The organism is Pseudomonas sp. NC02, from assembly GCF_002874965.1.
Classification (GTDB): domain Bacteria; phylum Pseudomonadota; class Gammaproteobacteria; order Pseudomonadales; family Pseudomonadaceae; genus Aquipseudomonas.
The window spans coordinates 2,509,223-2,534,619 of sequence record NZ_CP025624.1 but is presented as its reverse complement, the minus strand read 5'-3'; the positions used below and the strand labels follow the sequence as shown (position 1 = coordinate 2,534,619).

Genomic DNA, 25,397 nt, shown 5'->3' with positions numbered 1-25,397 from the left:
GTGCCATGGGGCGACGGGCCGCGTTTGCGGGCGTCGTAGACCTTGGCAGTGATGAAAAAACCACAGTGGCCGGGACGAGTGTGGAAAAAGCAACAGCCCGCCCTCTTGAGGAATGGTTGTGCGTAGCAGCTGCCGAGCCTTGGCGAGGCTGCGTCTGCGGTGTGTCAGGTATGCCGCCAACGCAGCCTCGACAAGGCTCGGCAGCTGCTACGGTAAGGTTTGAAGTTTGAGGGACCCATCACTGGCACAAGGTTTGCCCTTCTAACCGCTATCTGAATTCATGAGTTTGAAGCGCATGTCACTGGACTACCTGGGCAACCCCATCGACACCCGCAACCCCGCCACCCGTCAGGGCCTGGATGATTTCGTCGGCGGTTTTCTCGGCTATCAGCCCCGTGCCGAGGGCATCCTCGCGGTCGCCGATGCCGACCCCGACTCAGCATTGGCCAACGGATTTGCCGGCCTGCTGCTGATGTTTATCGAGTCGCCCGAGGGCCCTGTGCTGGCCGAGAAGTACCGCCAGCGGGCGGCGGCGGTGAATTCCCGGCATCCACGGGCGCTCGTGTATCTGCAAGTACTGCAAGCCTGGATCAACGACGAGCTGGATGAAGTGCTGCGCCTCAGCGAGCATCTGCTGGATCTTTATCCGCGGGACCTGCTTGCGGCCAAGCTCAACCAGTACCTGGAATTCAACCGGGGCAACTGGCCGGCGCTGTTGCGGATCGGGTTGAAGGCCACCGCCGGCGCGCCGGATATCGCCCACAGTCACGGGCTACTGGCGTTTGCGTATGAGCAGTGTCATTTGCTGGAGGAAGCCGAGGCCAGTGCGCTTGAAGCGTTGCGGTTGCAGGCGTCCGAGCCATGGGCCCATCACGCATTGGCCCATGTGATGCTGACCCAGGGGCGTATCGAGGAAGGCATCGGGTTTCTGGAGGGCGTGAAGCAGCACTGGGACGGGCTTAACTCGTTCATGTACACCCATAACTGGTGGCATCTCGCGTTGTTTTATCTGGGGCGCGGAGAGGATCAGCAGGTGCTGGAGATTTATGACCGGCATGTGTGGGGGATCTTGCCGGAGTACTCCCAGGATCAGGTGGGCGCGGTGTCATTGCTGGCGCGGCTGGAGCTGGCCGGGATTGATGTGGGTGAGCGGTGGCAGGCGTTGGCGCCCTACCTGCAGCGTCGGGTTGGGGATGCGGTACAGCCGTTTTTGAGTGTGCAATATTTGTATGGGTTGGCCCGGGCGGGCAAGCCTGAGGCGGATCAGTTGTTGGCGGCTTTGCGCAGGCACAGTGTGGAAGCGCGGCCGGTTTGGGGGGAAGTGACGTTGCCGTTGGCTGAGGGGTTGTTGGCGCATGCCCGGGGGGATGCCCGGCGGGCGTTGGAACAGCTGGGGATAGCGTTGCCGCGGCTGAATGAGATTGGCGGGAGTCATGCGCAGCGGGATTTGTTTGCGCAGGTGGAGCTGGACGCACGGTTGCGGGTTGGGGATTGGCTTGGGGCGCAGCAGACGCTGGAATTGCGCCGGCGGTATGACGGGCTGGATGTGCCGACGAACCGAGCTTTGGTGGTGGTGTATGAGGCTTTGGGGTTGCCTGGGGAGGCGCTGCGGGCGCGGGCGCGGATTGGGGGGATATCCGTTATTTAGGTGATGGCTTGTATTGGTTCCGCTTTTGCCCCACCACTCGGCACCTCGCTTCGGCCAGCGTGGTTTAACGGGGCGCCTAAGATCAAGATCAAAAGCAGATCAACAGCACAGCGGCCTCCCGGCCGGCTTGAGTGTTGTAAATCAAAAGCTAAAGCGGGCACGGTCCAAATGTGGGAGCGGGCTTGCTCGCGAAGGTCGTTAACGATGACGCGGGCATTCTGGATGAACGCGGCGCTCTCAGGTTTTTCGCGAGCAAGCCCGCTCCCACAGAAAAGCAGATCGGTTTTCGCTCTGGCTTTTGATCTGGCTTTTAACACTCAAGCCGGCCGGTAGGCCGCTGTGCTCTTGCTTTTGATCTTGATCTGACTGCCCCAATAAGCCCGAGGCCGAACGCAGGTATTGCGGAGCGGGTAAACCGGCAGGACGCCGGTTTAGCCGCGCCGGGCCATGGATGGCCCGTCGCGGCGGCCCGCGGAGTAACGGATATACACCCCACCCTAACCCCGCGCAGCAAACACCCCCCGAGCAATCGACCGAGCCACACAATCAGCCGCCGCCGACCCAATCCGCCCAATCTCCACCTGCCGCCGAGGCCCATCCGCCACCTCCACTGCCCCCGAAGCCAACGCAAAAACCGTATCCCCATCAAACGGCAAATGCGCCGGCCGCACCGCCCGGGCAATCCCGTCCTGCGCCATGATCGCCACCCGCTTGCACTCCGCCACCGTCAACCGCGCCGTACTCGCCACCACCACCAGCGTGGTATTGGCCCCCGCTTGCAGACGCCCCATGGAATCCAGCCGCGACAACTCCGGCATCGGATCACTGCAATCCATCTCCGTCACCGGCCGCGCCCCGCCAAACTCCCCCGCCACCTCCCAGGGCCACGCCCAGAACGTCTCGCCATCCGGCATGTAGACCGAACCAATCGGGTTAGCCACCACCAACGCGGCAACCACCAACCCATCGCCCAAATCCAGGGACGCCGTCCCCAGCCCGCCTTTCAACACCCCGGCCATGGCCCCACGCCCGGCCCCGACAGAGCCCAGCTCAAACTCCGGACCGGCATTGGCCAGCGCCTCGAACCCCAGCCGCCGGTAAGGTGGCTCCAGGCCCCAATCCTTGTCCCCGCCATTGGCCAAATCATGCAACACCGCCGCCGGCACGATAGGAATCGCCGGCGCACCCGGCTTCAAATGCAACCCCACCTGGTCCTGGGACAACTTCGCCGCCACCGCATCCGCCGCCGCCAGGCCAAACACCGAGCCACCGGCAAACACCAGCGCGTGCAGCTGGCCCACCATGTTCTCCGGCTCCAGCGCCGCGGTTTCGCGACCACCTGGGCCTCCACCGCGAATGTCGATACTGGCAGTCCAGAAACCATCCGGGCGGATCACCGTGACGCCGGTGTCGGCGTACAGGTCTGTGGCGTGGCCAACCTCCAGGCCGGGAATATCAGTGAGGGCGTTGCGCGGGCCAGGTCTAGGCATACAGAAAAGCTTCCTTGGGTTTAGGTATGGCGTGGGGAGAGCAAGGGGTGTGCCAAGGAGGCGCTCCCCCGGCCCAGCGTACGCTAGCAGCTTCGCGAAAAAATCCCCTGCACAAAAACCAACACCCTGCCCTCCCGCCTGTTAGAAAAACACCACCCGCCCCGCAAACCCTCCAACAACTCCTTGTTATCCAAGACTTTTCAGCGATGGCACAGCCTTTGCTCTCCTGCCTCCACCAGAGCTTGAACTTAACAAGCCGTCCTCGAACAAGGCCCGTTGCCTAACCACACTGGAGTGTTGCACATCATGAATCCATCACGCGCCGCAGGCCGCCGCCAACCCGGCAAGGCTTTCGCCCATACCCTGTTGTTCCTCGCCGTGTGCGAGGCCGTCAGCTACAGCAGCCTGACCCTCGCCGCCGACGCCCCGGCCAGCGACAACCCCCTGGACACCGTCGTGGTCATCGGCAACCGTGGCCAGGCCCGCACCCTGGCCGACAGCCCGGCGCCGGTGGACGTGATTTCTTCCAAGCAGTTGCTCGCCACCGGCCAGGGCGACCTGACCCGTGCCTTGAGCAAGGTGCTGCCGTCCCTCAACCAGCCGGCCTCGTCGGGCTTCGGTTCGACCTCGATCGTGCGCCCCATCAGCCTGCGCGGCTTGAACGGCGACCAGGTGCTGGTGCTGGTCAACGGCAAGCGCCGCCACAACAGCGCGCTGCTGAACAACGCCACCTCCCTCAACTCCGGCTCGCAACCGGTGGACCTGGACATGATCCCCACCGCCCTGGTGGATCACATCGAAGTCCTGCGTGACGGCGCCTCGGCGCAATACGGGTCGGACGCCATCGGCGGCGTGATCAACATCGTGCTCAAGCAAACCGACCACGGCGGCAGCTTGTCCACCACCTACGGCCAGAACTATGAAAACGGCGACGGCGAAACCGTGCGTCAAACCGGCAATGTCGGCCTGGCCCTGCCCAACGACGGTTTCATCAACCTCGCCCTGGACGTGAAGAAACAGGACGTCTCGGACCGTTCCGATGCGGCGCCGTACACCGACAGTGCCGGCAACACCAGCCAACGCCACACCTACTACGGCACCGGCTTGCCCGAGGCGAAGAACTTCAGCCTCGGCTACAACGCCGAGCTGCCGGTCGCCGACGCGCTGACCCTGTACTCGTTCTCAACCTACACCCACCGCAACTCGGAAAAGCCCCTGGCATTCCACCAGCCGCCGTCGTTCAACGGCATCCAGACCCCGTACCCGGAAGGTATCGAAGACAACCTGCGCTTCATCGAAGACGACTTCCAGGTGGCGTTTGGCGGCAAGGGCCAGGCCGCCGGCTGGGACTATGACCTGTCGAGCACCTACGGCCAGGACCATGCCCGGGCCACCCTCACCGACACCTACAACCTGAGCTACGGCCCGAACTCACCGACCTCGGTCGACACCGGCGTAAAAACCTTCAGCCAATGGACCAACAACCTCGACCTGACCCGCGCCTTCGACCTCGGCCTGTACAAGCCGACGCAGATTTCCTGGGGCCTGGAACAGCGCTACGAAGACTACAAGATCGGCAAGGGTGACCTCGCCTCCTACGCCAGCGGGCCGTTCGACACCGGTGCCAACGGCGCGATCATTCCACCCGGGACCATTTCCGGTGCCGGTACCACCCCGGCCGACGCCGCCGAAAAAAGCCGCATCAGCCTCGCGGGCTACGGCGAGATCGGCCAGGACCTCACCGACAAATGGCACGTGGACCTGGCCGGGCGCTACGAGCACTACAACGACGGCTCGGGCACCACCACCAACGGCAAGTTCTCCACCCGCTACCAGCTGACCCCGATCCTGGCCTTGCGCGGCACCGTCAGCACCGGGTTCCGCGCACCGTCCCTGGCCCAGCAGATCTACAGCTCCACCTCGCAAACCAGCGTCAACGGGCAACTGTTCGACTACCGCAACGTGGCGGTGAACTCCGATGTGGCCAAGGCCCTGGGCGCGACCACCCTCAAGCCTGAAAAGTCGACCAACTACAGCATCGGGCTGACCCTGCAACCCACTGACAACACCAACATCACCCTGGATGCCTACCAGATCGTGATCAAGGACCGCATCGCCCAGACCGGTTACCTGGGCGGCACGCCGCAAATCAGCGCGATCCTCGCCGCCGCCGGGCTCAACCCGAACCAGGCGGTGACCTACTTCACCAACGCCCTCGACACCACCACCCGCGGCGTCGACCTGGTGGGCGACTACCGCCAGGACATCGGTGCCTATGGCAGCCTGAAATACAGCGCCGGCTTCAACTGGAACACCACCCAGATCGACTCGATCCACGCCTCGACCGTGGCTGCCCAGGCCCTCGGCCCGGACGGTGGCTATGACCGCCAGCGCCAGGGCAACCTCAAGTACGGCTTGCCGCAATCCAAGCTGCTGCTGGGCACCACCTGGACCTACGACAAGGTTGAAACCAGCCTCAACCTGACCCGCTACGGCTCCTACACCGAGTACGGCACCGCCGAGATCTACGACCGCAACTTCGCGCCGACCTGGATCACCGACCTGAACATCGACTACCACCTGACCAAGGCCGTGACCCTGAATGCGGGGGCCAACAACCTGTTCAACAAGTACCCGAAACGCACCGACCTGGTAAGCAGTTCCGGCGGCTTCCCGTACGGTACCTTTTCGCCTTACGGCACCACCGGTGGCTATTGGTACACCGGCGTGACGTACGCCTTCTGACCCAGCCCGCGGGGCCGGTTCGCCGGCCCTGCGCCTGACCTTTTGCGGGAGCCTGCCCATGACCCGACGTACCGATCAACTCAAGCTGGGGGCCTTCCTGGCCAACAGCGGCCACCATGTATCGGCCTGGCGCCATCCCCTGGCCCAGGCGGATGCCAGCCTGGATTTCGAGCACTTCAAACACATCGCGCAAACCGCCGAACGCGGCAAATTCGACGCCTTGTTCGTCGCCGACGTGGTCGCCCTGTGGGGCCATCATCATGACGCCCTCAGCCGCACTGCCCGCGCCGAACACTTCGAACCCTTGACCCTGATGGCCGCTTTGGCAGCCGTCACCAGCAACATCGGCCTGATCGCCACCGCCACCACCAGCTACAACGAGCCGTACCATATCGCCCGCAAGTTTGCCTCCCTCGATCATCTGTCCAAGGGGCGCGCCGCCTGGAACCTGGTGACCTCGGTGGTCTCGGATGAGGCCTGGAACTTCGGCCGCGAAACCCATATCGACCATGGCGACCGCTACCAGCGCGCCGAAGAATTCCACGATGTGGTCAAGGGCCTGTGGGACAGCTGGGACGACGACGCCTTCACCCGCGACAAGGCCAGCGGGGAGTATTTCGACCCGGCCAAACTGCACACCCTGAATCATCGCGGCGAACATTTTTCCGTACGTGGCCCACTCAACGTCGCCCGCCCTCCACAGGGCCATCCGGTGCTGGTGCAGGCCGGTGCGTCGGAACCCGGCAAGGCCCTCGCCGCCCGCGTTGCCGAGCTGATTTTTGCGGTCAACCATGACCTGGCCGGCGCCCAGGCTTTCTATCAAGACATCAAGCAACGCGCCGCCGCCTTTGGCCGTGACCCCGACCACATCAAGATCCTGCCCGGTGTCACCCCGTTTATCGGCGAAACCCGCGAACAGGCCCAGGCGCTGTTCGAAGAGTTCCAGGCCCTGGTGGACCCGGTGCTGGGCCTGCGTTTCCTGGCCGACACCCTGGGCGATGACATCGACCTGTCGGGCTACGACCTCGACGGCCTGCTGCCGGAAACCCCGGTAGGCCAGCGCGGCAGCCGTCGCGACAAACTGCTGGAACTGGCCCGCAGCCAGAACCTGAGCATCCGCCAGCTGTACCTGCACCTGACCGCCGGCAACCCGATAATCGGCACCGCCGAAGACATTGCCGACTTCTTCGAGCAGTGGTTCGAAGCCCGTGCCTGTGACGGGTTTAACGTGTTCTTCCCGTACTTCCCGGGCGGCATCGACCTGTTCGTCGAGCAGGTGATTCCACTGCTGCAGCAACGCGGGCTGTTCCGCACCGAATACGAAGGCACCACCCTGCGGGAAAACCTCGGCCTGCCGCGCCCGGCCAATCGCTTTACCCAGGGAGTCACACCATGAAGCGCAGCGCATGGATGCTGGCAGTCGGCAGCCTGTTCGTCTCGAAGGCCTTTGCCCTGAACATTTTGCTGAGCAACGACGACGGTTATCAGCACCCCAATATTCGCGCCCTGTACACCGAGCTCAAGGCCCAGGGGCATACGGTGCGGATTGCCGCACCGCAGGCCGACCAGAGCGCACGGGGCGGTGCGTTTTTCTTTGGTCGCGAAGTCACCGTTGGCCATGACGACGACCCGGCCTACCCCGACAGTTACTACATCAGCACCACTGAAAACGGCGTGTGCCAGAGCCCCGAATGCGCCGGCAAAGACGTGCAGATCGAAATCAGCGGTACGCCGGTAATGGCCCTGCTGATGGGCCTGAAAAAAGTCATGCCCCACCCCGACCTGGTGATCGTCGGCCCCAACCCCGGGAATAACCTGGGGGCGATCAACAGCGCTTCCGGCACGTTCAACGTCGCCAGTGTCGCGGTGCAGGCGGGCATTCCGGCGCTGGCAGTCAGCACCGATTTGAAGGAGGCAGGCCCACAACGCGCGGCGCAACTGGTGGCGAAGCTGGTCAATGCCCTGGACCAGCATCGCCAGCCCGACGGCGCGCTCTTGCCCAAGGGCCTGGGCCTGAATATCAACCTGCCAAAAGACCCACGGATCAAGGGCGTGAAACTCACCCGCATCGGCAGCTACGTGGGTTTTGAAGCGGTGTACACCGACGACCTCAAGCAATTCAAACTGCCGGGCAAACCCGGCATCGGCTTCCAGTACAGCCCCGCCGCCACCGCCGAGCAGCAGAAGCAGGATGAGGCGGTATGGCTCAACAAGGGTTACTTGACCATCAGCCCGTTCAGCGGCCTGCCGGAGTCGATCAACGCCGGCCCCGCCCTGCAAAAACAACTGGCCCGCGAGGTGCAGCCATGAGTTCGCGTTTTTCCCTGGGGTTTCTCAGCCGCGTCTACAGCCCCGGCTTCGAGCCCAAGGTCTACCGCGACACCGTGGAGTTGTTCAAGGTCGCCGAAGAGTTGGGCTTTGACAGTGGCTGGGTGGCGCAGCACCACTTCGCCAGCGAAAACGGCCGCCTGCCCTCGCCCCTGGTATTGCTTGCCGCCATCGCCCAGCGCACCCGGCGGATCAGCCTGGGCACCGGGATTATCGTGTTGCCCCAGGAAGCGCCGCTGCGCCTGGCGGAAGACGCCTCGGTGCTGGACCTGTTGAGCAATGGCCGGCTGGAGCTGGGCCTGGGTGCGGGTTTTGATCCCGACACGTTCACCGCATTCGGTCGTGAGCCTGAGGCGCGCCACCGCGATTATGAGCAGCACCTGCAACAGTTGATCCATGCCCTGGGCAACGCCCCCCTGACCGACAGCGGCTCGCGCCTGTTGCCACGGGCAGCCGGCCTTGGGCAGCGAATCTGGGAAGCCACCTCACGGGTGGAACGGGTGGCCGAGCGCGGCCACGGCCTGATCATGGCGCCCAACCCGCACCTGCCGCCCGAAGCCGGGGTAGAACTGGTCAAGCGCTATCGCAACGCCTGGACCGGTGACAACGGCACCCCGCCCCGTGTCACACGGGTACAGGCGCTGATCCCGAACCCGGACGCCGCCACGCGCAACGATATCCAGGCCTACGTGCAACGCCAACAGAGCATCGGCGTGTACAAGGCGCCGATGGATGATGATTTCGACGCCACCCTCAGGCGCCTCGGCATCCTGCACGGCCCGGTCGAGCAGATCATCGAGCAGTTGCAGCAAGGCCCGAGCCTGACGGCCAACGACCACCTGGTGCTGCAAGTACAGACCGCCAGCACCCCGCTGCGGGAGGCGATCCGCGCGCTGGAAATCATCCGCGAACAGATCGCCCCGGCCCTGGGCTGGCAACCGACACTGCCCCAAGGAACCCTGACATGAGCTTCAAACTGGGCTTTCTCAGCCACGCCTTTGGCGACGATCCACAGCAGGTCTACCGCGACCTGATCGAACAATTCGAAGTCGCCGAGGCCCTCGGTTTCGACGGTGGCTGGATTGCCCAGCACCACCTGAGCAACGGCTTTGGCCGGCTGCCCTCGCCGCTGGTATTGCTGGCGGCGGTGGCCGAGCGAACCCGGCATATCGAACTGGGCACCGGGGTGATCGTGCTGCCTTTCGAAGACCCGATCCGCCTGGCGGAAGACGCCAGTGTGCTCGATGCCCTGAGCGGCGGCCGGGTGCAATTGGGCCTGGGCAGCGGCGGCGCCAACCTCGACAATTTCAGCGCGTTTGGCCGTGATGCCATGCAACGCCAGGTCGATTTCAGCGAACACCAGCAGCAGGTCCAGCAGTTACTCGACGGCGAGGCATTGACGCCCCACAGCGCGCTGACCCTGCAACCGCCAGCAACCGGCTTGAGCAGCCGCTTGTGGCACTCTCACGGCAGCCTCGAAGGCGCGGCATACACCGCCAGCCAGGGCAACGGCTTGCTGCTGGGCACCGCCACCCACGATCCGCTGACGGTGCAAAAACCCCTGGCCGATGCCTACTTGAATGCCTGGACCCGCACCGATCGCCCACCGAGAATCGGCGTGGTGCGGGCAATTTTCCCGGCAGCGGATCGCGCCGGTGCCCAAGCGGAACTGGCGGTGGATATCGAGCGCCACATCCCGCGCCTGCAACGCGAAGGCCTGATCGATCAAGCCGTGGACCTGCAGGAGCACCTGCGCCTGATGAACGTGCACCACGGCCATCCCGACGAAGTGATCGCCAGCCTGCAACAGGACCCGTCCCTGCTGCCCTATGCTGACTACGTGATCGCCGTGGTCCAGGCCGAAAGCTCGACCCAGGCGCAGATCCTCAAGCGCCTGGAAATCATCGCCCGGGACATCGCCCCGGCCCTCGGATGGCGAGGACGAGAGTAGGATGATCAAACGCCCTGAAAGCGTCAGCTCCCGTAGCAGCTGTCGAGTGAAACGAGGCTGCGTAGCGGTGTGTCAGATACACCGCGAACGCAGCCTCGCCGGGGCTCGACAGCTGCTACGACGACGCGTGATGCTGATGCCAAACTATGGAGCCCGTGTATGCCCCTTGAATTCAGTTGGTTGATGCCCCTCTGTACCCCCGACTGGGCGGCGCGGCCGGGGCAGTGGATCCAGCTGGCCCAGGCGGTGGAATACGCCGGCATCGACGGCCTGTGGATCCCCGGCGGCGCGCTGTGTGCCGACAGCCTCGGGGTGGCGGCGGCGTTGTGCGCCCACACCCGACGGGTGCAATTGTCGGTGAGCGTACCGCCGGAAGTCATGCTGCCGGCGGCCCTGGCCACCACCCTGCAAAGCCTGCAATCGATCAGCAGCCACCGGGTGCGCCTGCACTTGCCCGACGGCGAACAAGGCAGCCTGCGCAGTGCGTTTGGCGAATGGCTGAACCGCGACCAGCGCAGCGAACGCATCGGCGAATACCTGGAGATTCTCCAACAACTGCTGGCACCGAATGACGGCGGCCTGGATTATCAAGGCCGCTATTTCCAACTGGAAAACGCCGGCGTCGCCCGCCGCGAACTGCCCGCGCCGCCACTGGTGCTGGACGACAGCCAAAGCCACGCGCTGGTGGCTGGCCACGCCCAGGTCTGCTTGTTGCGGCCTGGGCATCCGCAGTGGCTGGACCAGGAAATACAACGCTGGCGCCAGCTTCAGCCGGGCCTGGCCTTTGCCTGTACCTTCGGCCTGGTCATCGGCGACAGCGAGGACCTGGCCTGGGAAACCGCCGCCGCCCTGCTGCCGACCCAGGACCTGCCCAACCACCGCATCGCCACCGTGCCCCGCGACCGTCACCCGTTGCGCCAGTGGGAGATCCACCCGAACCTGCTGCAACTGCACCCTGGCCAACCGTTGATCCTGGTGGGCACGCCCCGCCAAATCGCCACGCGCCTGCAGGAACTGCACGGCCTGGGCCTTGGCCACATCATCCTGCAAGGCGGCCCGGCGGTCGGCGAAGTGCTGCGCTTTGGTGAACAGATCCTGCCGCTGCTTTTTCAACACGGCCTGCGCAAGGAGCACCTGCACCATGAACACTGAGGTTCGCCCCCCGATCCAGCTCGACTGGTTCCTGCCCACCAATGGCGACGGTCGCCACCTCACCAGCAGCGGCCTGCCCAAGGTCGGGCTGTTCCAGCAAGGCGAACGTGCCCCCACCCTCGATTACCTGCGCCAGATCGTGCGGGCTACCGAACAGGCCGGGTTCGACGGAATCATGGTGCCCACCGCCAGCGGTTTCGAGGATCCGTGGCTGATTACCGCGGTGCTGGCCCAGGAGGTGCGACGGCTTAAATTCCTCCTGACGTTGCGACCAGGCATGGAGCTGCCGGCCTATACCGCCCACCGCGCGGCGACCTTGCAATTGCTCAGCGAGAATCGCCTGGCGTTGCATGTGGTGACAGGGTCCAGCCGTTTTGAGCAGCGTTCGTTGGGGGACTTTCTCGAACACGATGAGCGTTATGCGCGTACTGCGGAGTTTTTGCAGGTGTTCCAGGCGGTGTGGGCTGGCAAGCAGGCGGCGCATCCGGGGCGCTACTACCGCAGTGGGATCAACACGCCGGTGGCGCCTGGGGCCGAGGTGCCGGCGATCTATTTTGGGGGTGCCTCCGAGGCTGCCGAGCAGGTGGGGGCTGCCCATGGGCAGACGTACCTGATGTGGTGTGAGCCGCCGGCGATGATTGCCGAGCGGGTGCTGCGGATGCGTGAGTTGGCCGCGATGCAGGGGCGGACGTTGCGCTTTGGGTTGCGCTTGCACATCTTTGCCGATCGCACTGACGAGGCGGCCTGGGCGCATGTGGAGCGGCTGTTGGAGGAGATACCCAAGGACGCCATTGACCAGGCGCAGCGGCAGATGGCCAAGTATGAATCGGTGGGGCAGAGTCGCCAGACCGAGTTGATGAAAGGCCGTGGGCGTGGGGCGCGGGAGCTGGAGGTTTCGGCCAACCTCTGGGCCGGTGTGGGCCTGGTACGGGGCGGGGCCGGGACGGCGCTGGTGGGGAGTTATGAGCGGGTGGCGGAGCGGATCGAGGAGTATCACCAGCTTGGGGTGGACAGCTTTATTCTCTCGGGGTTTCCGCATCTGGAAGAGTCGATTCATGTGGGGGCGGAGGTGTTGCCTTTGTTACGCAGGATTGGGGCTTCGGGGAGGGATGTAGAGGTGGGTCGGGGTTGATTGAGTACATATCCGTTTCTTCGGTTATGGCTGATATTGGTTCCGCTCTTACAGCGGCTCACTTTTGAACAGCGCAAAAGTAAGCAAAACGCTCTTGCCCCACCACTCGGCTCCTCGCTTAGGCTCGGAGTGCCCTCACGCAGGCTTTGGACCGTGGGCCGCCGTCATGGGCCATCCCTGGCCCAGGACGGCTAACCCGGCGTCCTGCCGGGTTACCCACGCTCCAAAGCCTGCGTTCGGCCAGCGTGGTTTAACGGGGCGCCCAAGATCAAGATCAAAAGCAAGAGCACAGCGGCCTCCCGGCCGGCTTGAGTGTTAAAAGCCAGATCAAAATCTAAAGCGGGCACGGTCCAAAATGTGGGAGCGGGCTTGCTCGCGAAGGTCTTTAACGATGACGCGGGCATTCTGGATGAACGCGGCGACCTCAGGTTTTTCGCGAGCAAGCCCGCTCCCACAGAAAAGCAGATCTGTTTTCGCTCTGGTCTTTGCTTATGCTTTTAACACTCAAGCCGGCCGGGAGGCCGCTGTGCTTTTGCTTTTGATCTGACTGCCCCAATAAGCCCGAGGCCGAACGCAGGTATTGCGGAGCGGGTAAACCGGCAGGACGCCGGTTTAGCCGCGCTGGGCCAAGGATGGCCCATCGCGGCGGCCCGCGGAGCAATGCCGGAGTGAGGGAACGCCGAGCCCTAGCGAGGCGCCGACAGGCGGGGCAGAGCGCTTTGGTTACTTTGCCGCTTTTGCAAAGTGACTCGCTGTAAGAGCGAAACCATAAGCAGCCGTTACCCAAATAACGGATATGTACACCAAAAAATCAGGGTTTAACCCGCCCCTTGAGCATCCCATGATTCACCAAAAGCGTCCGCATGGCATTGCGCGTCACCCCCAACAACTCCGCCGTACGCAACTGATTAAACCCACAAAACGCAAACGCCTCCCGCACGATCAAATCCTCGATATCGTGCAACAACGAATCCCCCGGCACCTCGAACAACCGCAGCAACTGCTCCCGCACCACCTCCTGCGGAATCCTCGGCGCCCCGCTGTTAACGCTGGCATGCATCGCACTCAGCCCCGCAGAAAACTTCAAGTGCGACGGCATGATCGGCCTGTCCCCAGCCACCAAAAGCGCCAGGTGCACCACATTCTCCAGCTCACGAATATTCCCCGGCCACGGATAATCCAGCAACGCCTGGGTCGCCGACTCCGACAACATCGGCTCAGCGATTTTCAGCCTGGCACTGTAGAGCCGCCGAAAATGCTCAACCAACGGCAGGATATCCAGCGGCCGCTCACGCAACGGCAACACCTGCACCTGCGCCACGTTGATGCGATAGAACAGGTCAAGACGAAAGTTGCCCGCCTCCACCGCCTGCTCCAGGTCGATGTTGGTGGCCGTCACCAGCCGGATATTGATCTTGATCGGCTTGCGCGACCCCACTCGCACCACTTCCTGCTCCTGCAATACCCGCAGCAGCTTCACCTGCAACGGCAGCGGCAAGTCACCGATCTCATCGAGGAACAGGGTCCCGCCATCGGCTTCTTCAAACCAGCCGATCCGCCGCCCCGAGGCCCCGGAAAACGAGCCGGCCTCATGCCCAAAAAATTCGCTTTCCGCAAGGTTCTCGCTGATGGCCCCACAGTTCACCGGCACAAACGCACCGGTGCGGCCGCTGGCGCTGTGGATATAGCGCGCCACCAGCTCCTTGCCGGTGCCGGTCTCGCCATTGATCAACACCGGCGCTTCACTGGGGCCGACACGTTGCAAATATTCGAGCAGTTGCAGGGAACGCGGGTCGGCAAAAACCAGTGCCTTGGCGCGAATCGACAACGGGTCTTTTTCGCCCTGGGGCAAAGTCAGGATCGGCGTGGGATGCCCGTGGGGACGGTTCATGAAGAGTATTTCCCGGCGACGAGGTGAAGGTACGTAAGGGAACTTTACTCAGTCACGCATATAACTAGAAATATTAAAAATTCATTAGTACATAACCGTTTATCGACGATGCGCCAGCGACCTCACGCAACGATCCCCCAGGCTTTGCACGCCCTGGACCAGCACCACCAACACAATCACCGTCACCACCATGATCTGGTTATTGAAACGCTGGTACCCATAACGAATCGCCAGGTCCCCCAGGCCGCCACCGCCAATCACCCCGGCCATGGACGAAAAGCCGATCAGCATCACCAGGGTCAGGGTCAACCCCGCAAGCAACGCAGGCAGCGCCTCCGGCAGCAGCACCTTGAAGATCACGTGCCGAATATCCCCGCCCATGGCAACGATGGCTTCGATACGCCCCTTGTCCACTTCGTCCAGCGCGTTCTCGACAATCCGCGCAAAGAACGGAAAGGCGCCAATGGTGATCGGCACCACGGCGGCGGTGCTGCCCAGGGTGGTGCCGACGATCAGCCGGGTCAGTGGAATCAAGGCAATCAGCATCACCACAAAGGGCAATGAGCGGCCCAGGTTGATCACCGCACCCAGCACACGGTTCACCCGTGGCAAGGGGAACAGCCCGCCGCGGCGACTGACAAACAGCAGCACCCCCAGGGGCAGGCCGATCAGCAAGGTAAAGACCGCCGCCAGCAGCACCATGTACAGGGTTTCGCCAGTGGCCGTGAGCAGCAGTTGCAGGATGTCGTTCCAGTCCGTTTTCATACTGCCCTCACCGCTGGCAGGCTGGGGGCCAGTGAGCGGCCCAGGCTTGAGGCGGGATCGGCCTGCAATTGAATCAGGCTGCCGCTTTCCACCACACGCCCATTGGCCAGGGACACCGCGCTGTCGCAGATAGCCTTGACCACATCCAGCTCGTGGGTGATCAACACGATGGTCACCCCCAGTTGCCGATTGATACTGCGCAGCAGTTCCAGGATCGACGCGGTGGTTTCCGGGTCGAGGGCGCTGGTGGCTTCGTCCGACAGCAAATAATCCGGGCGCGCCGCCAGTGCCCGGGCGATGCCGACGCGCTGCTTCTGGCCGCCGGACAGTTGCGACGGAAACGCCAGCGCCTTGTCACTCAGGCCGACCAGTTCCAGCAACTCCTTGACCCGGGCAACGCGCTCGGCCTTGGGCTGGCCGGCGATTTCCAGGGGCACCGCCACATTGTCGGCGACGTTGCGTGAATGCAGCAGGTTGAAACCCTGGAAGATCATGCCGATACGCTGGCGTTGCTGGCGCAGTTGCTTGTCACTGAGCAGCGTCAGGTCCTGGCCGTCCATGAGGATACGCCCGGAGGTCGGGCGCTCCAGCAGGTTCAGGCAACGCAGCAAAGTACTCTTGCCCGCCCCGCTCCGCCCCACGATCCCGAAGATCGAACCGTCGGCAATCTGCAACGACACGTTATCCAGCGCCGGCGGCTGGCCATCGGCGTAGGTTTTGCTGACCTGCTCGACGACGATCATTCGATAGCTACCGGAATCACCGAGCCTGCATATTTCTCGGTGATGAACTTGGCCACCTCCGGCGAATTCAGATCCTTGGCCAGCTGTTTGATCCGTGGGTCGTCCTGCAATTTCGGGGTGGTCACGAGGATATTCGCGTAGGGATTGCCCTGGGCTTTTTCCAGCCCAAGGGCATCCTTGGCCGGTGACAGGCCGGCCTCGAGGGCGTAGTTGCCATTGATCACGGCGAGGTCGACATCATCCAGGGCACGAGGAATCTGTGGTGATTCGATCTCGAGGATCTTCAGGTGCCTGGGGTTCTCGGCAATGTCCTTGGGCGTTGCCTGGTCCTTGGCCGGGTCGTTGAAACCGGGCTTGAGCGTGATCAGGCCGTTGGCTTGCAGCAGGTACAGCGCACGGCTCAGGTTGGTGACGTTGTTGGGCACGGCCACGGTGCCTTTATCCGGCACCTGGGCAAAGCTGGTGTGGCGATGGGAATAGATACCCAGCGGCTCGATATGCACGGTGGCCGCCACTGTGAATTTCTGGCCGAGAGCCTGTTCCTGGGAGTGCAGGTACGGCAAGTGCTGGAAGTAGTTGGCGTCCACATCACCGTGGGCCAGCAGTTCATTGGAGTTCACGCCGTTGGGGATTTCGATGATTTTCAGCTGCAGCTGCGGGTCGAGCTTCTGCACGTATTCGAGGATTTGCGCGTGGGGAATCGGGTCCGCCGCCACACGCAGGGCCTCGGCGGCCTGGGCGTCGAAGGAGGCAATCAGGACGGCCAGGGCCAGGGCTGTTTTCTTGAGCATGGTGATGTTCCTTATCAGGCGGACAGGGCTTGGGGAATCGTGGCATCGGCGTAAAACCGTTGGGCGACATCCGGATGGGAACGCAGGCGGCCCTTGAGGTAGTTCCAGCCGACGTCCCGCAGCAACGGGTTACGCGGGTCACTGGTGGGGCCGTGGGCATCGCGCAGCAACTCGGGCGGCAACTGATACACCGGCACCACCGCGTCCAGTTGCGCACCGAGGAAAAACGCCAGGGACAAACGCTCGCTGCCCAGGGGCGGCGATTCGACCCGGTGCACCGTGGCACGCAGGTAGCCGTTGGTGGCCAGTTCCAGCAACTCGCCGATGTTCACCACCAGGGTGTCGGGGCGCGGCGAAGCGTCGATCCAGCGGCCCTCCTCCACTTCCACTTGCAGGCCGGCCTGCTGGTCTTGCAGGAGGAAGCTGAGAAAGCCGGAATCCTTGTGGGCACCGACACCCTGGCGACTCTGCTGGGCGTGGCGGCCGGGGTAGCGGATCAGCTTGATGTGTTCGTTGGGCTTGGCGCCATACAGCGGGTCGAAAGCATTTTCCGGCAGCGACAAGGCCTGGGCAAAGGCGCGCAACAAGCGCAGGGACATCTGCGTCATCGCCTGCTGCCAGGCCAGTAACAAGGGCTTGAGTTCAGGCAACGCGGCAGGCCACTGGTTGGGGCCTTGCAGGCGCGACCAGGCCGGTGAATCCGGGCCTTGCTGCAGCGGCTCGCGCTCGGCGCCGAGGTCGAACTGTTCACGCAGATCCGGCTGCCCCCGGGTGATCTCCGACGCGGCGCGGTTGTAGCCGCGAAAGTGCGGGGAGTTGATCATGCCGACAGCAAGCTTGTCGGCCTCCGGCAAGGCGAAAAATTGGCGCGCCTGCTGCTGCACCTGGGTGAGCAACCCGGCGTCGATGCCGTGGCCGGTGAGGTAGAAAAAACCGATATGCCGCGCAGCGTGGCGCAGGTCATCGAGAAACTGCCCACGCTGGGCCGGGCTGCCGTCGAGCAGCGCCAGGTCCAGCAGGGGCAAGGTGTTGATTGCCAGCGGGTGCGACATTGGGTGCTCACTCCATGAACAGGTACGTGGAGTGGTGAAGCTAAACGATCTAAAAACCCCGCAATAAATACCTTTTTGGCATTAGCTTAGGTTGGCGCGTTCGCCGCCCTGGCTTCTTCCAGCAGGGCCTGGATGACTTTCTCCTGATTGTCGTAGCGGCCCTCGCCGAAATGGCTGTAGCGCACTTTGCCGGTGGCATCGAAGAAGTAATGGGCCGGCCAGTACTGGTTATCGAAGGCGCGCCAGATGCGGTAGTCGTTGTCGATGGCCACCGGGTAATGGATGTCCAGCTTCTTGACCTGGCTGCGTACGTTATCCAGGACTTTCTCATAGGCGTTTTCCGGCGTGTGCACACCGATCACCACCAACCCGTCCCTGGCGTACTTCTTCGCCCACTGATTGACGTACGGCAGGCTGCGCTGGCAGTTGACGCAGTCGTAGGTCCAGAAATCCACCAGCACCACCTTGCCCTTCAGGCCCTCGGCCGTCAGCGGCGGCGAGTTGAGCCAGGCCACCGCGCCGTCGAGGGACGGCATGCGCTCATCGGACTGGCTGAAACTTTCGGCATCGACGTTGTTGATCAGGTAGTTCACCGCCTTGGGCACGCCGACCAAGGCAACCACCAGTGCCAACAGCAGCAGGCCTTTTGAGCGGCGCAGGTATCGGATGAAGTTCATGGGTGTCACCTCGTGGCCGGGGGTGTTTCAGCGCGTTTGCGAGCCGCGCCGTTTTGCGCCAGCGGCGTGTTCTGGAAGCAGGTTTCACTGCCAGTGAGTTTTTTCGCGGTGGCGGCATTCACATCCGCCGCCACACCCGCCAGGGAAAACGCCAGGGCGCTGAGAAAGCTGTTGAGTGGGGTCATGGCCGGTCTCCTCAGCTGCCTTCAAGGCAATTGCTGGAAAATTTGCGGTAGTCGAGGACGTGGCGCTGGCCCTCGGAATCGAGGTAGGTCAGTTTCGAGTTGACGATGCCGCACAGCGCGCCACCGGACTCTTCGGAGATCGACAGCACCTGGTGGATATCCGGCTGGCTGGCGGTGGTTTCGGCATGGGCGGCAACACTCAGGCCAGTGAGTAAGGCAAACAGGCAACTGGCATAGGCAGCTTTGATAGTCATGGGTGGTTCCCCGGGGGTTCAAGTGGGCCGAGGCGGATTACCTCGATGGGCTCATTTGAACCTTGCGAGGTATCCGGATTGTGTCGGCCAGGCCCGGATTTTTGCGTCGATGTGTATCTCGTCACCGCCAGATACACTGCAATACAAAGGGCACAAGGCAAGCCCGCCGCCAGTGGCTAGACTGCGCATCAATGACTAATCAACGAGGAAGGCAGCATGGATCACGTCGATCACATTCTGATTGTCGATGACGATCGGGAGATCCGCGAACTGGTGGGCAACTACCTGAAAAAGAACGGCCTGCGCACCACCGTGGTGGCTGACGGCCGGCAGATGCGCAGCTTCCTCGACACCACGCCCGTGGACCTGATCGTGCTGGACATCATGATGCCCGGCGACGACGGCTTGCAGCTGTGCCGCGAACTGCGGGTGGGCAAGCACAAGGCCACGCCGATCCTGATGCTCACCGCGCGCAACGATGAAACCGACCGCATCATCGGCCTGGAAATGGGCGCCGACGATTACCTGGTCAAGCCCTTCGCCGCCCGTGAACTGCTGGCCCGCATCAACGCCGTGCTGCGGCGCACACGGATGCTGCCGCCAAACCTGGTGGTGACCGAAAGCGGCCGGCTGATCCGCTTTGGCCGCTGGCGCCTGGACACCACCGCCCGCCATCTGCTGGACGAAGACAACACCCTGGTGGCCTTGAGCGGTGCCGAATACCGTTTGCTGCGCGTCTTCCTCGACCATCCGCAACGGGTGCTCAACCGTGACCAGTTGCTGAACCTGACACAGGGCCGGGACGCGGACCTGTTCGACCGCTCCATCGACCTGCTGGTCAGCCGCCTGCGCCAGCGCCTTTTGGACGACGCCCGCGAACCGGCCTACATCAAGACCGTGCGCAGCGAAGGCTATGTGTTCTCCCTGGCCGTGGAAATCCTTGGGGACCCGGCATGACCCTCACGTTCCGCTGGCCGCGCACCCTCGCGGCGCAACTGACGGTAATTTTCATCGTCAGCCTGCTGTGCGCCAACGCCCTGTCGTTCAGTGCGCAGTTCTATGAGCGCTACATGAGTGCCCGCAGCGTAATGCTGGGCAACCTGGAAAACGACGTATCGACGTCGATCGCGATCCTCGACCGCCTGCCCGCCGCCGAGCGTGCCAGCTGGCTGCCGCGCCTCGACCGCAACGCCTACCGCTACCTGCTGAATGCCGGCGAACCCGGCGAGCCGATGGCCAGCGACAACGTGCCCATGGCCGCGACGTCGATTTCCGATGCGTTGGGCGAGCACTACCCGCTGACGTTCCGCGACATCCCGGGCCTGCAAAAACACTTCCAGGCGCACCTGACCCTGGCCGATGGCAGCCCGGTCACGATTGATGTCTATCCCAAGCCGATCCCGTTTGCGTTCTGGCTGCCGGTGGTACTGGTGCTGCAACTGATGGTGTTGCTGGTGTGCACCTGGATCGCCGTGCGCATCGCCATCCGCCCGCTGACACGCCTGGCACGGGCAGTGGAAACCCTCGACCCGAATGCCCGCCCGACGCCGCTGGACGAAACCGGCCCCACCGAGGTGGCGCATGCGGCGGCGGCGTTCAACGAAATGCAGAAACGGATTGCCGAGTACCTCAAGGAGCGCATGCAGATTCTGGCGGCGATCTCCCATGACTTGCAGACGCCGATCACCCGCATGAAATTGCGTGCCGAGTTCATGGAGGACTCGGTGGACCGGGAAAAGCTCTGGAGTGACCTGGGGGAAATGGAGCATCTGGTGCGCGAGGGTGTGGCTTACGCTCGCAGTGTGCATGGGTCGACCGAGGCCAGTTGCCGGATCGACCTGGATGCGTTTCTCGACAGCCTGGTGTTTGATTACCAGGACATGAACAAGCAAGTGAGTTTGACCGGTAAAAGCGCGGTGGTTTTGGATACGCGGCCCCATGCGTTGCGTCGGGTGCTGGTGAACCTGGTGGACAACGCGCTGAAATTTGCCGGGGAGGCGCAGTTGGAGGTGGGGTCGACGGCGGCGGGTGAGCTTTCGATCAAGGTGCTGGACCGGGGGCCGGGGATTGCCGAGGATGAACTGGTGCAGGTGATGCAGCCGTTTTACCGGGTGGAGAGTTCGCGTAATCGTGGCACTGGTGGTACAGGGCTGGGGTTGGCGATTGCCCAGCAACTGGCGGTGGCGATTGGTGGGGAGTTGACCCTGAGCAACCGGGACGGCGGGGGGTTGTGTGCGCAGGTTCGGCTGGAGCTGTGACGGGCGGTGTGTATATCCATTATTTGGGTGATGGCTTGTATCGGTTCCGCTCTTACAGCGGCTCACTTTTGAACAGCCGGAATGCCGGCCCAGTCAAAAGTAAGCAAAACGCTCTTGCCCCACCACTCGGCTCCTCGCCTAGGCGAGGAGTGCCCTAACTCCGGCTTTGGACCGTGGGCCGCCGTCATGGGCCATCCCTGGCCCAGGACGGCTAACCCGGCGTCCTGCCGGGTTACCCACGCTCCAAAGCCTGCGTTCGGCAAGCGTGGTTTAACGGGGCGCCTAAGATCAAGATCAAAAACAGATCAAGAGCACAGCGGCCTCCCGGCCGGCTTGAGTGTTTAAAAGCCAAATCAAAAGCTAAAGCGGGCACGGTCCAAATGTGGGAGCGGGCTTGCTCGCGAAGGTCGTTAACGATGACGCTGGCATTCTGGATGAACGCGGCGCTCTCAGGTTTTTCGCGAGCAAGCCCGCTCCCACAGAAAAGCAGATCTGTTTTCGCTCTGGCTTTTGATCTGGCTTTTAACACTCAGGTCGGCTCTAAGGCCGCCGTGCTCTTGCTTTTGATTTTGATTTTGATCTGACTGCCCTAATAAGCCCGAGGCCGAACGCAGGTATTGCGCAGCCAGATCAAACCGACAAATACCGACTGATAGTCGCCTCATCCACCCGATCCCGAGTTTCCTCAATCACAAACCGCCCCTTCTCAATCACCAAAAACCGATCAGCAATTTCCAAAGTAAACGACAACACCTGCTCAGAAACAACAATCGTCAAATCCCGCAAATTGCGAATCTCCTTAAGCGTACGAGCAATGTCCTTGATGATCGAAGGCTGAATCCCCTCAGTCGGCTCATCGAGCAACAACACCTTGGGATTCGTCGCCAACGCCCGGGCAATCGCCAACTGCTGTTGCTGCCCCCCAGACAAATTCCCACCCTTGCGCGAACGCATGTCATACAGCACCGGAAACAGCGCATACAAATCCTCAGGCACCCTGCCCCGGGCCGCCGCCGGCAACCCAGTCTGAATATTCTCCAACACACTCATGCTGGGAAAAATCATCCGCCCCTGCGGCACATAGGCAATCCCCCGCTTCACCCGCTCATGGGTTTCAAGCGCAGACACATCATGCCCATCCACACTCACCTGCCCCTGCCACTGCGGCAAAATACCCATCAGGCTCTTGAACAACGTGGTCTTGCCCATCCCGTTGCGCCCCATCACCGCGACGATCTCACGCTTCGCCACATCCAACTCCAGGTCGTGAAGAATCTGGCTCTGCCCGTACCCACACGACAGTTTGTCGATCTTGAACATGCCCGACTCCTCAGTGGCCCAAATACACTTCAATGACTTTCGGATTGCTCTGCACCGACTCCATGCTGCCCTCGGCCAGCACCTTGCCCTGATGCAACACCGTGACCTTGTGGGCAATGCTCTTGACGAACTCCATGTCATGCTCGATCACCAACACCGAGCGCCCCTGGCTGATGCGCTTGAGCAACTCGGCCGTTTGCGCCCGCTCGTTGACGCTCATCCCGGCCACCGGCTCGTCGAGCATCAGCAATTCAGGGTCTTGCATCAGCAGCATGCCAATCTCCAGCCACTGCTTTTGCCCGTGGGACAGCAGGTCCGCCTGCTGCTGCAACAAGTCGCCGAGGAAGATTTCCCGCGCCACCTCCTCGACCCGCGCAATCACCTGGGCATTACGCTTGAAAAACAGCGCGCCCCACACCTTGCGCCCGGCCGGATACGACATCTCGAGGTTTTCAAACACCGTGAGGTTTTCGTAGATCGATGGGTTCTGGAACTTGCGCCCTACCCCGGCGCGCACGATGTTGTATTCGCGCATTTTGGTCAGTTCCTGGCCGTCGAACTGGATGCTGCCACTGGTGGCGCGGGTCTTGCCGCAGATCAAATCCAGCACCGTGGTTTTGCCGGCGCCGTTGGGCCCGATCACCACCCGCACTTCATTGCGGTCGATATACAGGTTGAGGTTGTCGACAGCCTTGAAGCCATCGAATGACACGGTGAGGCCTTCGATAGCCAACACCGGTTTCTTCATTTCAAAACCGACGGCGGTCATGGCTGTGTCTCCAGGATCTTGGCTTCAGCCTTGGGCTTGATCTTCGCGGGCTCGGCCTTGACCACCGGCTTGCGCCGCAACACTCGGGCCAGGGCCTGGCGACCATGGCTGTCCCACAACCCCGCCAGGCCGTTGGGGAAGTACATGACCACGGCGATAAACAACCCGCCCATCAGGTACAGCCACAGCTCAGGGAAGGATTCGGAAAAGTAGGTCTTGCCATAGTTCACCAGCAACGCGCCATACACCGCGCCCAGCAACGACATGCGCCCGCCCACCGCGGCAAAGATCACCATCTCGATGGACGGCACGATGCCCACGAACGACGGCGACATAAAGCCCACCTGCAAGGCAAACATCGCCCCGCCAATCGCCGAGAACGCCGCCGCCACGCAGAACACGAAAATCTTGAAACTGGCCACGTCATACCCGGAAAACCGTACCCGCTCTTCCTTGTCACGCATGGCCATCAACAGCCGGCCCAGCTTCGAGGCGAGGATGAAACGGCCAATGAAGATGCAGCCGAACAACAGCCCGGCGTTGATGAAATACAGGATCATCTTCGCGCCGTCACCGCGCAGGTCCCAGCCCAGCAGGGTCTTGAGGTCAGTAATGCCATTGACACCACCGGTAAGGCCTTGCTGGCCGACGATCAGCACCGTGAGGATCAGCGCAATCGCCTGGGTGACGATGGAGAAATACACATCGCCCACCCGCCGCTTGAACAGCGCCATGCCAATGATGAACGCCAGCAGCACCGGCACCGCAATCACCGCGAACAAGGTAAACGTGAAGCTGTGGAACGGCTGCCAGAGCCACGGCAATTCGGTGATCTGGTTCCAGTCCATGAAGTCCGGGATGCCCGGGGTGGACTGGATCTTGGTGCTGATCGGGTCCGAGGCCTCAAGCTTCAGGAACATCGCCATGCAGTAGCCGCCGACCCCGAAAAACACGCCTTGCCCCAAGCTGAGAATCCCGCCATAGCCCCAGCACAGCACCAGGCCCACCGCGACGAACGCGTAGGTCAGGTACTTGCCGACCATGTTCAGCCGGAAGGCGTCCAGGGTCAGCGGGAACACCACGAGGATCAACAGCGCCAACAGCACGATGCCGATCAGGTTTTGCTGGCCGCCCAGCAGTTTGTCTAGAGCCTTCATCGGTTCGCCTCTACTTGCGCACTTTGATGGAGAACAACCCTTGCGGGCGCAGCATCAGGATCAGGATCACCGACGACAGCGTCAGCACCTTGGCCATCGAGCCACTGAGGAAAAACTCCGACAGCGATTGGGTCTGGGCAATCACGAACGCCGAGGCAATGGTGCCGAACAGGCTTTGCGCGCCGCCGAATACGACGACCAGGAAGGTGTCGACGATGTACTGCGAACCGGCGGTCGGCCCGGTGGAGCCGATGGTGGTGAACGCCGCACCGGCCACGCCCGCCACGCCGCAGCCGAGGGCGAAGGTCATGCGGTCGACCTTGCGCGTGTTGATGCCCACCGCCCGGCTCATCAAGCGGTTCTGCACGGTGGCGCGCACCTGCAAGCCCCAGCGCGAACGGTAGAGCATGACGAAGATCGCCCCGGTCAGCAGCACGGTCAGGCCCATCATGAACAGGCCGTTGCGCGGGATCTCGATGGCATCGCTGAGGTTCACCGAACCCATCAGCCAGGCCGGCGGTTCGGCACTCACTTCACGGGCGCCGAACACCGAGCGGAAGGTTTGCTGCATCACCAGGGACAAACCCCAGGTGGCGAGCAAAGTGTCCAGGGGCCGCTTGTACAAGCGGCTGATCATCGCCCATTCCACCAGCCAGCCCACGGCGCCGGCGACGAGGAATGAGAGGGCAATGGCAACGAAAAAGTAGTACGGCTGAAAGCCTGGCGCGAAATGCGCGGTAAGGCTGGAACAGACGTAGGTGGTGTAGGCGCCAATGGTCAGGAACTCACCGTGGGCCATGTTGATCACGCCCATCTGGCCGAAGATGATTGCCAGTCCCAATGCCATCAGCAACAGCACGCAGAACACGGACAAGCCGTTGAACCCCTGCATCGCCGCGATGGCTCCAAATTCCGATAGCCATTCCATGATGATGGTCTCCTGAGCGGGAGGTTGAAATGCAATCTGCTTCTGCTTTATGTGGGAGCTGGCTTGTGTGGGAGCGGGCTTGCTCGCGAATACGGTGTGTCAGTACCGGATGCACTCACTGATTCACCGCTTTCGCGAGCAAGCCCGCTCCCACACAAAAC

The 25,397-nt window shown here is 62.6% G+C and carries 23 protein-coding genes and 1 pseudogene; 11 read left to right on the top strand and 13 right to left on the bottom strand.

The genetic code is table 11. From position 1 onward, the window contains the following. Nucleotides 1–295 precede the first annotated feature (295 nt). The gene (locus tag C0058_RS12040) at nucleotides 296–1,648 is read left to right on the top strand and encodes a tetratricopeptide repeat protein (protein ID WP_102368662.1); all 1,353 of its coding nucleotides are present in this window, start codon (nucleotides 296–298) and stop codon (nucleotides 1,646–1,648) included. Between the two features lie 497 nt (nucleotides 1,649–2,145). Here the strand turns inward: C0058_RS12040 and C0058_RS12030 are convergent, their stop codons facing one another. Continuing rightward, the gene (locus C0058_RS12030; RefSeq protein ID WP_003218615.1) at nucleotides 2,146–3,138 is read right to left on the bottom strand and encodes a P1 family peptidase; all 993 of its coding nucleotides are present in this window, start codon (nucleotides 3,136–3,138) and stop codon (nucleotides 2,146–2,148) included. A 306-nt stretch (nucleotides 3,139–3,444) separates the two neighbouring features. Here C0058_RS12030 and C0058_RS12025 point away from each other — a divergent pair, with 306 nt between their 5' ends. The 7 genes from C0058_RS12025 to C0058_RS11995 all read left to right on the top strand — a co-directional run bounded on the left by C0058_RS12025 (nucleotide 3,445) and on the right by C0058_RS11995 (nucleotide 12,446). After that, nucleotides 3,445–5,883 (top strand): TonB-dependent siderophore receptor, encoded by a 2,439-nt coding sequence (locus tag C0058_RS12025; protein ID WP_003218616.1) that lies wholly within the window; start codon nucleotides 3,445–3,447, stop codon nucleotides 5,881–5,883. A 58-nt stretch (nucleotides 5,884–5,941) separates the two neighbouring features. Further along, nucleotides 5,942–7,279: an LLM class flavin-dependent oxidoreductase gene (locus tag C0058_RS12020; RefSeq protein ID WP_102368661.1), complete on the top strand. Its 1,338-nt coding sequence runs from the start codon at nucleotides 5,942–5,944 to the stop codon at nucleotides 7,277–7,279. Next, nucleotides 7,276–8,193, top strand: coding sequence for a 5'/3'-nucleotidase SurE (locus C0058_RS12015; protein ID WP_102368660.1), 918 nt, complete (start codon nucleotides 7,276–7,278; stop codon nucleotides 8,191–8,193). Before C0058_RS12020 ends, C0058_RS12015 begins: the two co-directional genes overlap by 4 nt. Continuing rightward, on the top strand, nucleotides 8,190–9,179 hold the full coding sequence (locus C0058_RS12010; RefSeq protein ID WP_102368659.1) for an LLM class flavin-dependent oxidoreductase: 990 nt from the start codon (nucleotides 8,190–8,192) through the stop codon (nucleotides 9,177–9,179). Before C0058_RS12015 ends, C0058_RS12010 begins: the two co-directional genes overlap by 4 nt. Beyond that, complete coding sequence (locus C0058_RS12005; protein WP_102368658.1) at nucleotides 9,176–10,162, top strand: LLM class flavin-dependent oxidoreductase; 987 nt, start codon at nucleotides 9,176–9,178, stop codon at nucleotides 10,160–10,162. Before C0058_RS12010 ends, C0058_RS12005 begins: the two co-directional genes overlap by 4 nt. Nucleotides 10,163–10,321: 159 nt before the next feature. Next, nucleotides 10,322–11,314: an LLM class flavin-dependent oxidoreductase gene (locus tag C0058_RS12000; protein ID WP_102368657.1), complete on the top strand. Its 993-nt coding sequence runs from the start codon at nucleotides 10,322–10,324 to the stop codon at nucleotides 11,312–11,314. Next, nucleotides 11,304–12,446: an LLM class flavin-dependent oxidoreductase gene (locus C0058_RS11995; protein WP_087695233.1), complete on the top strand. Its 1,143-nt coding sequence runs from the start codon at nucleotides 11,304–11,306 to the stop codon at nucleotides 12,444–12,446. Before C0058_RS12000 ends, C0058_RS11995 begins: the two co-directional genes overlap by 11 nt. An 811-nt stretch (nucleotides 12,447–13,257) precedes the next feature. On the opposite strand, the gene C0058_RS11990 is transcribed toward C0058_RS11995, so the two are convergent. From C0058_RS11990 to C0058_RS11955, 8 genes and pseudogenes are all read right to left on the bottom strand, one after another. After that, complete coding sequence (locus C0058_RS11990) at nucleotides 13,258–14,337, bottom strand: sigma-54-dependent Fis family transcriptional regulator (RefSeq protein ID WP_003212528.1); 1,080 nt, start codon at nucleotides 14,335–14,337, stop codon at nucleotides 13,258–13,260. Between the two features lie 99 nt (nucleotides 14,338–14,436). Then, on the bottom strand, nucleotides 14,437–15,102 hold the full coding sequence (locus C0058_RS11985) for a methionine ABC transporter permease (RefSeq protein WP_003212526.1): 666 nt from the start codon (nucleotides 15,100–15,102) through the stop codon (nucleotides 14,437–14,439). Further along, the gene (locus tag C0058_RS11980) at nucleotides 15,099–15,845 is read right to left on the bottom strand and encodes a methionine ABC transporter ATP-binding protein (protein ID WP_003212524.1); all 747 of its coding nucleotides are present in this window, start codon (nucleotides 15,843–15,845) and stop codon (nucleotides 15,099–15,101) included. Before C0058_RS11980 ends, C0058_RS11985 begins: the two co-directional genes overlap by 4 nt. Further along, nucleotides 15,842–16,636, bottom strand: a complete 795-nt coding sequence (locus tag C0058_RS11975) for a MetQ/NlpA family ABC transporter substrate-binding protein (protein WP_102368656.1) — start codon at nucleotides 16,634–16,636, stop codon at nucleotides 15,842–15,844. The genes C0058_RS11980 and C0058_RS11975 overlap by 4 nt, the downstream gene beginning before the upstream one ends. Before the next feature lie 14 nt (nucleotides 16,637–16,650). Further along, nucleotides 16,651–17,688 carry an isopenicillin N synthase family oxygenase gene (locus tag C0058_RS11970; RefSeq protein WP_008430201.1) on the bottom strand — a complete coding sequence of 346 codons (1,038 nt, stop codon included), beginning with the start codon at nucleotides 17,686–17,688 and terminating at the stop codon, nucleotides 16,651–16,653. Nucleotides 17,689–17,774: 86 nt separating this feature from the next. Then, a pseudogene (locus C0058_RS11965) lies at nucleotides 17,775–18,293 on the bottom strand (thioredoxin family protein); the annotation flags it as partial. 77 nt (nucleotides 18,294–18,370) lie between these two features. Further along, entirely contained in the window at nucleotides 18,371–18,550 is a 180-nt protein-coding gene (locus C0058_RS11960) for a hypothetical protein (protein ID WP_087695230.1), read from the bottom strand. A gap of 11 nt (nucleotides 18,551–18,561) precedes the next feature. Beyond that, nucleotides 18,562–18,804, bottom strand: coding sequence for a DUF2790 domain-containing protein (locus tag C0058_RS11955; RefSeq protein WP_003212513.1), 243 nt, complete (start codon nucleotides 18,802–18,804; stop codon nucleotides 18,562–18,564). Nucleotides 18,805–19,020: 216 nt separating this feature from the next. On the opposite strand from C0058_RS11955, the gene C0058_RS11950 reads away from it, so the two are divergent. The 3 genes from C0058_RS11950 (at nucleotide 19,021) to C0058_RS32625 (ending at nucleotide 21,646) form a co-directional block, all read left to right on the top strand. Beyond that, nucleotides 19,021–19,761, top strand: a complete 741-nt coding sequence (locus C0058_RS11950) for a response regulator (RefSeq protein WP_003212510.1) — start codon at nucleotides 19,021–19,023, stop codon at nucleotides 19,759–19,761. Beyond that, entirely contained in the window at nucleotides 19,758–21,062 is a 1,305-nt protein-coding gene (locus tag C0058_RS11945) for an ATP-binding protein (RefSeq protein WP_102368655.1), read from the top strand. The genes C0058_RS11950 and C0058_RS11945 overlap by 4 nt, the downstream gene beginning before the upstream one ends. A 416-nt stretch (nucleotides 21,063–21,478) precedes the next feature. Beyond that, the gene (locus tag C0058_RS32625) at nucleotides 21,479–21,646 is read left to right on the top strand and encodes a hypothetical protein (RefSeq protein WP_158660284.1); all 168 of its coding nucleotides are present in this window, start codon (nucleotides 21,479–21,481) and stop codon (nucleotides 21,644–21,646) included. A 46-nt stretch (nucleotides 21,647–21,692) separates the two neighbouring features. Here the strand turns inward: C0058_RS32625 and urtE are convergent, their stop codons facing one another. The 4 genes from urtE to urtB are packed head-to-tail and all read right to left on the bottom strand — an operon-like array spanning nucleotide 21,693 to nucleotide 25,236. Then, nucleotides 21,693–22,382 carry an urea ABC transporter ATP-binding subunit UrtE gene (gene urtE, locus C0058_RS11935; RefSeq protein WP_102368654.1) on the bottom strand — a complete coding sequence of 230 codons (690 nt, stop codon included), beginning with the start codon at nucleotides 22,380–22,382 and terminating at the stop codon, nucleotides 21,693–21,695. A 10-nt stretch (nucleotides 22,383–22,392) separates the two neighbouring features. After that, nucleotides 22,393–23,151 carry an urea ABC transporter ATP-binding protein UrtD gene (gene urtD, locus C0058_RS11930; protein ID WP_003218258.1) on the bottom strand — a complete coding sequence of 253 codons (759 nt, stop codon included), beginning with the start codon at nucleotides 23,149–23,151 and terminating at the stop codon, nucleotides 22,393–22,395. After that, nucleotides 23,148–24,308, bottom strand: a complete 1,161-nt coding sequence (gene urtC, locus C0058_RS11925; protein ID WP_003218260.1) for an urea ABC transporter permease subunit UrtC — start codon at nucleotides 24,306–24,308, stop codon at nucleotides 23,148–23,150. Before urtC ends, urtD begins: the two co-directional genes overlap by 4 nt. 10 nt (nucleotides 24,309–24,318) lie before the next feature. Continuing rightward, nucleotides 24,319–25,236: an urea ABC transporter permease subunit UrtB gene (urtB, locus tag C0058_RS11920; RefSeq protein WP_003218261.1), complete on the bottom strand. Its 918-nt coding sequence runs from the start codon at nucleotides 25,234–25,236 to the stop codon at nucleotides 24,319–24,321. Nucleotides 25,237–25,397: the final 161 nt, after the last annotated feature.

Bases quoted from the DNA above. Each gene is read 5' to 3' on its own strand.
- C0058_RS12040 (WP_102368662.1), top strand. From the start codon at position 296: ATGTCACTGGACTACCTGGGCAACCCCATCGACACCCGCAACCCCGCC.
- C0058_RS12030 (WP_003218615.1), bottom strand. From the start codon at position 3,138: ATGCCTAGACCTGGCCCGCGCAACGCCCTCACTGATATTCCCGGCCTG.
- C0058_RS12025 (WP_003218616.1), top strand. From the start codon at position 3,445: ATGAATCCATCACGCGCCGCAGGCCGCCGCCAACCCGGCAAGGCTTTC.
- C0058_RS12020 (WP_102368661.1), top strand. From the start codon at position 5,942: ATGACCCGACGTACCGATCAACTCAAGCTGGGGGCCTTCCTGGCCAAC.
- C0058_RS12015 (WP_102368660.1), top strand. From the start codon at position 7,276: ATGAAGCGCAGCGCATGGATGCTGGCAGTCGGCAGCCTGTTCGTCTCG.
- C0058_RS12010 (WP_102368659.1), top strand. From the start codon at position 8,190: ATGAGTTCGCGTTTTTCCCTGGGGTTTCTCAGCCGCGTCTACAGCCCC.
- C0058_RS12005 (WP_102368658.1), top strand. From the start codon at position 9,176: ATGAGCTTCAAACTGGGCTTTCTCAGCCACGCCTTTGGCGACGATCCA.
- C0058_RS12000 (WP_102368657.1), top strand. From the start codon at position 10,322: ATGCCCCTTGAATTCAGTTGGTTGATGCCCCTCTGTACCCCCGACTGG.
- C0058_RS11995 (WP_087695233.1), top strand. From the start codon at position 11,304: ATGAACACTGAGGTTCGCCCCCCGATCCAGCTCGACTGGTTCCTGCCC.
- C0058_RS11990 (WP_003212528.1), bottom strand. From the start codon at position 14,337: ATGAACCGTCCCCACGGGCATCCCACGCCGATCCTGACTTTGCCCCAG.
- C0058_RS11985 (WP_003212526.1), bottom strand. From the start codon at position 15,102: ATGAAAACGGACTGGAACGACATCCTGCAACTGCTGCTCACGGCCACT.
- C0058_RS11980 (WP_003212524.1), bottom strand. From the start codon at position 15,845: ATGATCGTCGTCGAGCAGGTCAGCAAAACCTACGCCGATGGCCAGCCG.
- C0058_RS11975 (WP_102368656.1), bottom strand. From the start codon at position 16,636: ATGCTCAAGAAAACAGCCCTGGCCCTGGCCGTCCTGATTGCCTCCTTC.
- C0058_RS11970 (WP_008430201.1), bottom strand. From the start codon at position 17,688: ATGTCGCACCCGCTGGCAATCAACACCTTGCCCCTGCTGGACCTGGCG.
- C0058_RS11960 (WP_087695230.1), bottom strand. From the start codon at position 18,550: ATGACCCCACTCAACAGCTTTCTCAGCGCCCTGGCGTTTTCCCTGGCG.
- C0058_RS11955 (WP_003212513.1), bottom strand. From the start codon at position 18,804: ATGACTATCAAAGCTGCCTATGCCAGTTGCCTGTTTGCCTTACTCACT.
- C0058_RS11950 (WP_003212510.1), top strand. From the start codon at position 19,021: ATGGATCACGTCGATCACATTCTGATTGTCGATGACGATCGGGAGATC.
- C0058_RS11945 (WP_102368655.1), top strand. From the start codon at position 19,758: ATGACCCTCACGTTCCGCTGGCCGCGCACCCTCGCGGCGCAACTGACG.
- C0058_RS32625 (WP_158660284.1), top strand. From the start codon at position 21,479: ATGACGCTGGCATTCTGGATGAACGCGGCGCTCTCAGGTTTTTCGCGA.
- urtE (WP_102368654.1), bottom strand. From the start codon at position 22,382: ATGTTCAAGATCGACAAACTGTCGTGTGGGTACGGGCAGAGCCAGATT.
- urtD (WP_003218258.1), bottom strand. From the start codon at position 23,151: ATGACCGCCGTCGGTTTTGAAATGAAGAAACCGGTGTTGGCTATCGAA.
- urtC (WP_003218260.1), bottom strand. From the start codon at position 24,308: ATGAAGGCTCTAGACAAACTGCTGGGCGGCCAGCAAAACCTGATCGGC.
- urtB (WP_003218261.1), bottom strand. From the start codon at position 25,236: ATGGAATGGCTATCGGAATTTGGAGCCATCGCGGCGATGCAGGGGTTC.